This is a genomic window from Bordetella bronchiseptica (assembly GCF_900636925.1).
GTDB lineage: Bacteria > Pseudomonadota > Gammaproteobacteria > Burkholderiales > Burkholderiaceae_B > Bordetella > Bordetella pertussis.
Genome location: NZ_LR134326.1, coordinates 4304971 through 4315739 on the forward strand (window position 1 = coordinate 4304971; position 10769 = coordinate 4315739).

Sequence of the window (10769 nt, forward strand, 5' to 3'; positions counted from 1 at the left end):
GTCCCGCCCTTGTCGCTGACCAGCGCCGACTGGGCCGCCATCTGGCTGACGATAGAACTGGCCTCGCTGACCACGCTGCTGCTGCTGGTGATCGGCACGCCCATCGCCTGGTGGCTGGCGCGCACGCGCTCGCGCCTGAAGGGGCCGGTGGGCGCCATCGTGGCGCTGCCGCTGGTGCTGCCCCCCACGGTGATCGGCTTCTACCTGCTGGTGGCGATGGGACCCAACGGCTATGTGGGGCAACTGACCCAGAGCCTGGGGCTGGGCACGCTGCCGTTCACCTTCGCCGGGCTGGTGGTGGGCTCGGTGTTCTACTCCATGCCGTTCGTGGTGCAGCCGCTGCACAACGCCTTCGAGGCCATCGGCCGCCGTCCGCTGGAGGCCGCCGCGACCCTGCGCGCCGGCCCGTGGGACCGGTTCGTCTCGGTAGCCCTGCCGCTGGCGCGGCCCGGCTTCGTGACCGCCGGCATCCTGGGCTTTGCCCACACGGTGGGCGAGTTCGGCGTGGTGCTGATGATAGGCGGCAACATCCCGGGCAAGACCCGTGTCGTATCGGTGCAGATTTTCGACCACGTCGAGGCGCTGGAATATGCGCAGGCGCATTGGCTGGCCGGCGGCATGGTCGTGTTCTCGTTCATCATCCTGCTGTTGCTGTACTCGCGCCGCCAGCGCGCCACGGCGGCACTCTGAGCGCATACCGCATGCCATCCGATTTCCCGCCGGGCCAGGCCGGCATCCACGCCCGCTTCCGGGTGGACTATCCCGAGTTCTCCCTCGATGTCGATCTGCGGCTGCCCGGCCGCGGCGTCACGGCGCTGTTTGGCCAGTCGGGCTCGGGCAAGACCACCTGCCTGCGCTGCATGGCCGGGCTGGCCCCGGTCAGCGACGGTTACCTCGACATCAACGGCGAGGTGTGGCTGGACAGCGCGGCGCGCCGCGCCGTACCCACGCACAAGCGCGCGCTGGGCTATGTATTCCAGGAAGCCAGCCTGTTCGAACACCTGGACGTGCTGGCCAACCTGCGCTACGGCATGAAGCGCGTGCCGCCCGCGCTGCGCCGCGTCGACCTGGAGCAGGCCACCGGGCTGCTGGGCATCGGCCACCTGCTGGCGCGCATGCCGGCCGGCCTGTCGGGCGGCGAACGCCAGCGCGTGGGCATCGCCCGCGCGCTGCTGACCAGCCCGCGCCTGCTGCTGATGGACGAGCCGCTGGCGGCGCTGGACGTGCAGCGCAAGCGCGAAATCCTGCCCTACCTGGAGCGCCTGCACGACGAACTGGACATCCCGGTGATCTACGTCAGCCATTCGCCCGACGAAGTGGCGCGGCTGGCCGATCACCTGGTGCTGCTGGAGCAGGGCCGCGCGGTGGCCAGCGGCCCGCTGGACGCGCTGCTGACGCGGCTGGACCTGCCCATGGCGATGACCGACGACGCCTCGGTCGTGGTGACCGGCGAGGCCGCCGGTTTCGACCCCGGCTATGCCTTGCTGACGCTGCAGCTGCCCGGCGGGCGGGCGCGGCTGCGCTTCGTGCACCAGGCCGCGCCGGCCGGCCAGCGCCTGCGCGTGGTGGTGCATGCGCGCGATGTCAGCCTGGCGCTGCAGCAGCCGCGCGAGGGCAGCATCCTGAACGTGCTGGCGGTGCGCGTGCTGGAGATGGCGCCGGCGGCCAACCCGGCCCATGTCATGGTGCGCCTGGACGCCGACGGCACGCCGCTGCTGGCGCGCATCACCCGCTACTCGCGCGACCGGCTGGCGCTGGCGCCCGGGATGCAGGCCTGGGCGCAGATCAAGGCCGTGTCGCTGCTGGCCTGAGCGCGCCTACAGCAGCGGCTCGAGCGGCAGCAGCGAGAACAGCCACACGCTGAAGCGCCGCCACAGGCTGACGCCCGGCTCGCTGTCGTGCCGCACGGTGGCGCCGTCGCGCTGTTCCAGCCAGTACAGGCTGCCGTCGTCGTCCAGGCGCACCTCGTAAGTGGCGGCGGGAATATCCTGGTCGAACGTGGCGGCGATGTGGCGCGCCATGTCGGGGCTTTCGATCACGAAGCCCAGTTCGGTGTTGAGATTGGCCGAGCGCGGATCGAAGTTGAACGAGCCTATGAAGACGCGCTCGCCGTCGACGCCGAAGGTCTTGGCGTGCAGGCTGGACCCGGAGCTGCCGAATCGGCCCCTGCCTTGCGGCTTGGGCCCGGCGTAGCTGCGCCGCATTTCGTAAAGCCGCACGCCCGCCTGCAGCAGCGCCTTGCGGCGCTTGGCGTAGCCGGAATGCACCACGGCCACGTCGGTCGCTTCCAGCGCATTGGTGAGCACGCGCACCTGCGCGCCGCCCCGGGCCAGCGCGGCGAACGCCTGCGTGCCGGCCTCGGTAGGCACGAAATACGGCGACACCAGGTCGAGCGTGCGGCGCGGCTCGCCCAGGATGTTCCTGAGCTGCTGCGTCAGCAGGCCGGCCGGCGGCGCCTTGCCCAGGCCCTTGGCCGGATCGTCGCTGACCATGCGGGCCGGCGCCCATTGCAGCGGCAGGCGGCCGGCCATCAATTCGCGGATGAAGGGCAACTCGCGCAGCGCGCTCATGTAGTCGCCGGCGGCCGGGTCCTGTTCGATGCGCGCGGCGCGCTCGGCCAGGGCGCGCAGTGTCTGCGCGCCCGGCGCGGGCAGCAGCGGGCCGGCCGGCCAGGCGGACTCGCTGGCCCAGTAGGCGTCGAACTCGGCGGACACATCGCCCACAACCGGCCCCACCGCCAGCACGTCCAGGTCGGCGAACAGCACGCCGTCGGTCGCGCCGAAGTACTCGTCGCCGATATTGCGCCCGCCGATGATGGTGGCCTGGTTGTCGACGGTGAATGATTTGTTGTGCATGCGCCGGTTCAGGCGCGAGAAATCCGTCAGGTAGCCCAGCGCCTTGAACGAGCGCGTGGGAAACGGATTGAACAGCCGCACTTCGGCGTTGGGATGCGCGTCCAGCGCGGCCAGCGCGTCGTCCAGGCCGGAGATGCCGTTGTCGTCGAGCAGCAGCCGCACCCGCACGCCGCGCTCGGCGGCCGCGTGCAGGGCCTGCAGCAACAGGGTGCCGGTCATGTCGTTGCGCCAGATGTAGTACTGCACATCCAGCGTGCGGGTGGCCGCGCGCGCCAGCAGCATGCGCGCGGCGAAGGCGTCCTGCGCATCGCCCAGCGCATGGAAACCGCTGAGCCCGGGATGGGCGTCGGCCAGATCGCCGATGCCCTGGCCCAGTGGCGTGGCGCGCGCCTGCGAGGCATCCAGGGCGTGCGAGGCGGTGCGGTCGACGGGCGGCGGCAAGGTACAGGCTCCCAGCAGGATGGCACAGCCGGCCAACGCCAACAGCGCGGCCGCCCGCGCGCGGACAGCTCGGATGCGCGAGAGTAGACGGGGCATGGAACTCCGGAGGGCCTTGAAACGGAGTCGGACGCGGCTGGGCCGGCCGACGCAGGCCACGATTATGCAAAAGATCCCCGGCGGGGGAAAGCGCGGCGCTGGCGGGCGCGCCGGGCGCCTGGTGGATACATAGGGACGCAAAATTCAAATACAGATACGCAATAAAGCGCAACAATCCATGCTGGCGCCGGCCCGTCCGGGAACGCGCCGTCCTGAGCTCCTCAAGCTGGTCGCTGGTCCCCGCGCCCCGCATCCGCGGCGCGCCAATCCGCCGGTAGCGTTTCTGGTCTGCGCCGGCATGCGTTGGGGGTATCGCCATGGCAGCAAGCACGAGACTGGCAGCGGGCGCAAGCATGCTGCGCCACCTGGGATGGCTGGCGGCGTGCTGCGCCGCTTCGGCATATGCCGCCGATTATCCGGGGCTGACCTTGAACCCGGGCGACGACTTCACGCTGCAGGGCAACGACACCGTCAACGGCGCCACCGCCGTGCGCATGAGCAGCGCCACGCTGAATTTCGGCGCCGGCCCGATCACCGTCAACGCGACAGGCACTGGCATCTTCGCCACCAACGGCGCGGGCGCGCTCATCAATTTCCTGCCGAGCAGCGTCGTCACGCTGAACGTCACATCGCCCACCGCCGGCGTGGGCATCCTGACTTCGTCCAGTTCGAACACAGCCATCGATCTGCAGGCGGACTCCTCGTTGACCATCAACGCTTACCAGGGCATCAACCTCGCGCATACGCCGCGGGCCGCCCCCAACCGCCTGAGCATCGGCGACGGCGCGACCCTGCGCGTCAATGCCAGCGGCACCGGCATGGCGCCCAAGGGCCTGCTGATCAACAACAACAATTCGGTCGTCGTGGCCAGCGGCGGCACGCTGGGCCTGGGCACGAGCGGCGGACGCTATGCGCGGGCGCTGGAATTGTCCATCAGCCTGACCTACCCGGACGCAGCGGCCGACAAGTTCACCGCGGCGCCGGGCTCGAACCTGAACCTGAGCACCACGGGCCAGGACTCCGACGCCTTCTACATGCTGGGCGTGGGCGAGGCGCTGATGCAGGGCAATACCGACATCCATACGACCGGCGCCAACAGCACGGGCTTCTATCTGTATCGCTATGGCGCGCCGACCAGCCATCTGCTGGTTGCGCCGCACGCCGGCGGCCACGCCACCATCCTGACCGAGGGGCAAGGCAGCCATGGACTGTGGGCGATCAACGGCTCGCAGGCGGAGTTCGCCAACGCCAGCCTGCAGACGCGCGGCGACGAGGCCGCCGGCCTGTACGCTTTGACCACCATCGGCGAGACGGCCACGCAAGTGCGGGCGGCCGACACCGCCATCGCCACCGCCGGCGCGCAAAGCTATGGCGTGCTCGCGCAAGGCTACGGCACCGATGTGGCGCTGACCCGCGGCACGGTCGCCACCAGCGGCGCGCAGGCGCACGCCGTGGTGGTGGCCGGCGAATCGAGGTTCTCGGCCGACGGCACGGCGATACAGGCGCAGGGCGACGGCGCCATGGCCTTGCTGATGTCCAGCGACCGCGATGCGCAGACCGCCACCGTCAGCGGCGGCAGCCTGCGCAGCCTGCGCGGCAGCGCCATCGGCATCGAGGGCGGCACCGCGCGCGTCGAACTGGACGGCACGGCCGTCGACGGCGCGACCAACTGGCTGCACGTGGCCGACTCGGGCGCCCTGGCGGTCCTGCGCGACGTCACCGTGCCCGGGCGCGATCCGAGCCAGACCGACGCGCCCGCCTTTCCCGCCATCCTGCATGGCACGCGCGCCGCCGGCATCGCCGCCACGGCCACGGTCGTGGCGCGCAATGCCGACCTGACCGGCGCGGCCATCACCGAGCCGGGCAACACCTCGCACGTCACGCTGATCGACACCACCTGGCACATGACGGGCAGCTCGACCATCACCAACCTGGTCAACGATCCCAGCCTGATCGACTTCGCGGCGCCGCAAGGCGGCGCCTACAAGACACTGACCGTGGGCAACTACAGCGGCGACGGCACCATCGCCCTGAACACCTACCTGGGCGCGGACGACTCCCCGTCGGACAAGCTGGTGATCGATGGCGGCACCGCCAGCGGCAGCAGCAAGCTGCGCATCAAGAATACCGGCGGCCCGGGCGCGGCGACCCAGGCGCAGGGCATCCTGGTGGTCGACACCCGCAACGGCGGCACCACGACGGCGACCGCGTTCTCGCTGTCCGAACCCGTGGTGGTGGGCGCCTACGACTACCAGTTGTACCGGGGCGCGCAGACACCCGAGCAGGAACAGAACTGGTACCTGCGCTCGGCCATCCTGCCGCCCGTGGACCCGACCAACCCGGACCAGCCGGGCGAGCCCATCCCCACCTATCGTCCGGAGACCCCGGGCGCGGTCATGGCGCCCGAAGTGGCGCGCCAGGTCGGCGCGCGCATGCTCGATACCTTCCATGACCGGATGGGCGACCAATACGCCCTGCTGAACTCGGCGCAACGCAAGGCCGGCTGGGGCCGGGTGATCGGCCAGCGCCTGACGCAACGCTGGGATGGCGACGTGGAGCCGCGCTTCAAGGGCAACATCTGGATCGCGCAGGCCGGCGCCGACATGCTCGAGCGCGATCGCGACGACGGCCTGAGCGACCGCCTCGGGCTGTTCGGCGCCTATGGGCAGGCCGACGGCCGCGTGGATGGCTTCGTGCAGGGCGAGCACGGCAAGCAGGCCGGCAAGCTGCGCGTCGAAGCCTATGGCCTGGGCCTTTACTGGACGCGGCTCAAGCACACCAACTGGTACTGGGACAATGTGCTGATGGGCAATTACTACACGGGGCGCTCGCGCTCGGACCGAGGAGTGGCCGCCTCGCTCGAGGGCTGGGGCTTCACGGCCTCGTCCGAAGCCGGTTATTCGTTCTTTCCGCGCCACGACATCATGCTGCAGCCACAGGCGCAACTGGTCTACCAGTACACCTCGCTGGACGATACGCACGACGCCTACTCGACCATCCGCTACCACGGCGGCGGCGCGCTGACCGGCCGCATCGGCCTGCTGCTGCAGGGCAACGCCGACCAGCCGGAGAGGATCCGCCCCTACGCGCGCATCAATCTCTGGCACCGCTTCAGCCACGGCGAATCGGTCTCGTTCGGGCCGAGCGATTCGATCCGCACCGAGTACGGGTCGACTTCGATGGACCTGCGCATCGGCCTGGCCGCGCCGCTGAACCGCCAGACCGAGCTGTACGCCTCGGCGGGCTACGGCTTCGACCTGGACGGCAACCAGCGCCAGGCTTACTACGGCAACATCGGCGTGCGCTATTCGTGGTGAGGCGCCCCTAGCGCGCCGGCACCAGCGCCGGCATGACCCAGGCGCCGTCGCGCAGCGCCGGCTGGGGGCCATAGAAGCGCGCCACCACGACGAATGGCCCGGCCGGCGTGGGCAGCCAGTTGGGCGCATGCGCGCGCGCCGGCGCGTCGTGCTGCAGATACACCGTCAGCGAACCGTCGCGGCCGCGCTTGATGCCCTTGGTGCGGCTGCCGATGGCATAGCGGTCGATGGGGTTTTCGGCCAGGCCGCGCGCGGGCAAGGCGTACACGCTGATCGACCAGAAGAACCGCACCGGCGGCTGGCGGCCGGGCGCGAAGCGCAGCTCGTAGGCCCGCGCGCCATCGAGCGGCCTGCCCTGCGCGTCTTCGCCGATGGTCAGGTAGATGGCTTCGTCGGCCGTGTTGCCGTAGATGCCGACAGCCGCCGCGACGGCGCGCTTGAGATAGTCGCCGCCCAGTTGCTCGCGCGAACCGTACAGGCTGGCCGGCGTGGCCGGAGCCGCGGCGTGGCGGGCGCCCTGCTCGATGGCCTGCTGGGCATCGACGATGCCGGCGTCCATGGCGCGGCGCGTGGCCGCGTCCAGCCTGGCCGGTTCGAAGTCGCGGCCGGGCGCGATGCCGATGCGCGCGAAGCGCGCCATCATGTCGGCTTCGGACTCCGGCTGCGGCTGCGTATGGGCCAGCAACTGGTTCAGATAGGCGATGAAACCGATGGAACTGGCGCGCTGCTCGTTCCAGGGCAGCCAATCGACCGGCGGCGCGCCGGCCGGCGCAGCCGTGCCGGTGTAGGCGCTGAGCGGCCGCAGGCCATAGCGCGCCTGCAGCGCGTGCACGGCCTTGATGTCGGCCGGGCCGTTCAGCGCGGTGCGGCCGAGCACGGCGACGAAATCGGTGTCGGCGCGCACCACCTGCGTGATGCCCTTGGGCACGGGGCCGGTCCAGCCCGGGCCGGCGATCAGGTAATGCCCCGACCCGAAACCCGTGGCGCGCGTGCCCAGGTAGGCCAGGTTGTAGGTGTACATATCCACCAGCTGGAACGCGTTGTAGCGCGATTTCGGCACCGCCGGCAGCGACAGCACCCAGGGCTCGGCGCGCAGGTCGAGCCAGGCGCGCGAGTACAGCGTGTCGACGTTGGGGGTGGCCACGTCGACGCTTTGCGGCGTGTACGGCTCGGCGCGATGCTGGAACACGCCGAAGCCGCCCAGGTAGGCGGGCGAGGCCGTATCGATGGCCTGCTCGTACATGGAGCGGTAGTGGTACAGCATCGGGTAGGCATAGATGTAGGCCTCGCGCGCCGTGTTGCGCGCCTGCCCGGGATCCTGCGCGCCGGGCGCCGCGCACCCGGCCAGCACCGCCAGGGCCGCCGCGCCGGCCAGCGCCCGCGCCCGTTCCCACACTTGTCGCCACGTCGCCTTGCCCATGCCGTACTCCCGTCCCGGAGAATGCCGCCCGCGCCGGACCGCCCCGCGCCGCACTAGCGTCGCACAACGGCGGCGCGTTTGCCATACGGGACTAGCAGCGATCCGCCGGCGGACGGACTAGGCCGGCATCGGGCGCGCGGACTATGCGGATGGACGATTGCGCGGCGCGCCGTCACGGCGCGAACAGCAGCACGCCGAACACGGCGAACAGCGCCAGGTGCGCCAGGCCGGTGACCGGCGTGGTGCGCTGGCCCATGAAGGTGAACAGGCTGAGCAACAGCGTCAGCGCGAACAGCACGGTTTCGGCCGCCGAGATCCCGAACACCACCGTCTTGCCGGTCAGCAGGCCGATGGCCAGCACGGCCGGCACGGTCAGCCCCACGGTGGACACGAAGGCCCCCAGGCACAGGTTCATGACGCGCTGCATTTCGTTGGCGCGGGCCGCGCGCACCGCCGTGACCGATTCGGGGGTGAACACGATGATGGCGATGACCAGCCCGCCCAGCGCGGCAGGCAGGCCCGCGGCCGAAATGCCGTAGTCGACCACCACGGCCAGGCTGTGCGACAGCAGCACGATGGGCAGCAGCGCGGCCAGCAGCACCAGCGAACGCACCAGCGCGGTCCGGCGTCCGCCGGCGCCATGGCCGGCCTCGGGACGCGGCGCGCTCGCCGGCGCGGCAATCGCCATGGCGCCGCCGGCGGGCTGTATGAACAAGTGGCGGCAGCGCCCCGTCTGCAGCGCCAGAAACGCCGCGTACAGCGCCACCGTCAGCACCGAGAACGCAATCGCCTGCGCGGGCGAGAACATGCCCGGCCCGCCGGACACGGTGGCATTGGGCAGCAGCAGCGCCATGCCGGTCAGCAGCGCGATCATGGCCAGGTAGGCCGACGCGCCCTGCGCGTTGTACGCCTGCGCGCCGTGGCGCCAGGCGCCCAGCAGCACGCACAGGCCTGTCACCAGGTTGAGGATGATCATCATCACCGCGAAGATCGAGTCGCGGCCGATGGTGGGAAACTCGCCCGGGCCCAGCATGACGGCGGCGATCAGGATGACCTCGATGCCGACCACCGACAGGGTCAGGATCAGCGTGCCATAGGGCTCGCCCAGCTGTTCGGCCAGATGGTCGGCCTCACGCACCACCACGAAGGCGGCCATGATGATGGTGCCGACCAGGAGCACGGAAAGCAGCGTGGCCAGCGGCGCGGTGGGCGCGGCCAGCAGGCCTTCGCCCAGGGTCAGGAACAGCAGGGTGACGAGCCAGGCGATCGCCAGGCGGATGCGCGTGGCGCGCGGCACCAGGGTGCGCGAATCGGTGGGAGCGGGATGGATGGACGACACGGATGGGATCTCGCGAGGTCGTCCTCAGGCCAGTACACGCGCCGGGTCGTCCCGGCGCGGGATTGAAGAAGGCCATAGCATAACCCGGCGCGGCGATTCATTCGAATGCATGGGCGATGGCGGCGCCCTGCCCCGCGGCGACGTGCAGGTCGAGGCGATGGTCCGGGCCGGCCGGGTTGCGCACCGTGACGGCATAGCGCCCCGGCGGCAGGCTCAGCTGCTTGAGCGGCGGGCTGACCCCGCGCGAGCGGCCATCGATCCAGACCTCGCCCCATGGCCGGATATCGACGCGTACGCTGACCGGCTGCGGCGCGGCCGGCGGTGGCGCGGCCGGCGCGGGCGCCGGTTGCGGCGCCGGCGCCGATACGGATTCGGGGGTTGGCGTGGGCTCGGGCAACGGGGCGGGCTCGGAGGCCGGCGAGGGTTCGGGCGCGGGCGCTGGAGGCTCGGGCGCGGGTTCGGGGGCAGGCATGGGCGCGGACGTCGGCGCGGACGTCGGCGCGGGCATGGGCGCGGCGGCCAGGGATGCGGCCGGCTCGTCGCCGGCGCGGCCGCCCAGGGCGGCATACAGGACGACGGCCAGCACGGCGAGGACAGCCAGCACCGCCAGCGCGGACGTGCGCGCCGGACGCCGCGCGGGCGCCCGGGACGGCAAGGCGGCCGGCGCCGGTGCCTGCGCCACGGCCACCGTGGCGGACGTGGCGGACGCGACGGGCGCGATCGGCGGCGGCTCGGCCTGCCTGTCGGCCGCATCCAGCAGGCGCGCGAACGCCGCCAGGCTCGCCGGACGATCGCGATAGTCGGGCGCCAGCCCGGCATCGATGGCTTGCGCCAGCGCCTGCCAGCGCTTCTCGTCCAGGCGCCGCGCCAAGGGCGCGCAATCGTCGCGCACGCAGCGCCGCAGGGCCGACGGCGGCGCCGCGCCTGTGGCCAGCGCATAGGCCAGCGCGCTCAGTCCGTAGATGTCGGTCCAGGGTCCGCACGGCTGGCCTGGATCGTCGCTGTACTGCTCGAAGGCGGCGAAACCGGCCGCGTGCGCCAGCGCCTCGGCATCGGCCGCCGGCTGCGCGGCGTCGACCAGCAGGCGAGCCCGCCCGTCGCCGTCCAGGCCTACGGTCCGCGGCGCGATGCGGCCGTGCACGCGCCAGCGCTCATGCAAGGGCGCCAGCTGTTCCAGCAGGTCGGCCAGCACCCGGCGCACACGCGCCGGCGGCATGGGTGCGGCCGCATCCACGTCCAGGGGCCGCGGCGCGGCGGCCTCGAGGACGGACGCGGTATCGGTGGCGGAAGATGGGCGCATG

General features: G+C 71.5%; 7 protein-coding genes. 3 read left to right on the top strand and 4 right to left on the bottom strand.

From position 1 onward, the window contains the following. The first annotated feature begins 9 nt into the window (after positions 1-9). Both modB and modC read left to right on the top strand, forming a co-directional pair. On the top strand, positions 10-690 hold the full coding sequence (gene modB / locus EL288_RS20100) for a molybdate ABC transporter permease subunit (protein WP_003808339.1): 681 nt from the start codon (positions 10-12) through the stop codon (positions 688-690). Between the two features lie 11 nt (positions 691-701). Beyond that, the gene (modC, locus tag EL288_RS20105; protein ID WP_010925958.1) at positions 702-1811 is read left to right on the top strand and encodes a molybdenum ABC transporter ATP-binding protein; all 1110 of its coding nucleotides are present in this window, start codon (positions 702-704) and stop codon (positions 1809-1811) included. 6 nt (positions 1812-1817) lie between these two features. On the opposite strand, the gene EL288_RS20110 is transcribed toward modC, so the two are convergent. Then, entirely contained in the window at positions 1818-3392 is a 1575-nt protein-coding gene (locus EL288_RS20110; RefSeq protein ID WP_214443067.1) for a phospholipase D family protein, read from the bottom strand. A gap of 353 nt (positions 3393-3745) precedes the next feature. On the opposite strand from EL288_RS20110, the gene EL288_RS20115 reads away from it, so the two are divergent. Beyond that, the gene (locus EL288_RS20115) at positions 3746-6709 is read left to right on the top strand and encodes a BB0821 family autotransporter (protein ID WP_003808333.1); all 2964 of its coding nucleotides are present in this window, start codon (positions 3746-3748) and stop codon (positions 6707-6709) included. 7 nt (positions 6710-6716) lie between these two features. Here EL288_RS20115 and EL288_RS20120 read toward each other — a convergent pair whose 3' ends face one another. From EL288_RS20120 to EL288_RS20130, 3 genes are all read right to left on the bottom strand, one after another. After that, entirely contained in the window at positions 6717-8129 is a 1413-nt protein-coding gene (locus EL288_RS20120; protein WP_003808331.1) for a DUF1254 domain-containing protein, read from the bottom strand. Positions 8130-8301: 172 nt separating this feature from the next. Beyond that, positions 8302-9468 (bottom strand): calcium:proton antiporter, encoded by a 1167-nt coding sequence (locus EL288_RS20125; protein ID WP_003808328.1) that lies wholly within the window; start codon positions 9466-9468, stop codon positions 8302-8304. A gap of 97 nt (positions 9469-9565) precedes the next feature. Continuing rightward, entirely contained in the window at positions 9566-10768 is a 1203-nt protein-coding gene (locus EL288_RS20130; RefSeq protein ID WP_033459557.1) for a serine/threonine-protein kinase, read from the bottom strand. Position 10769: the final 1 nt, after the last annotated feature.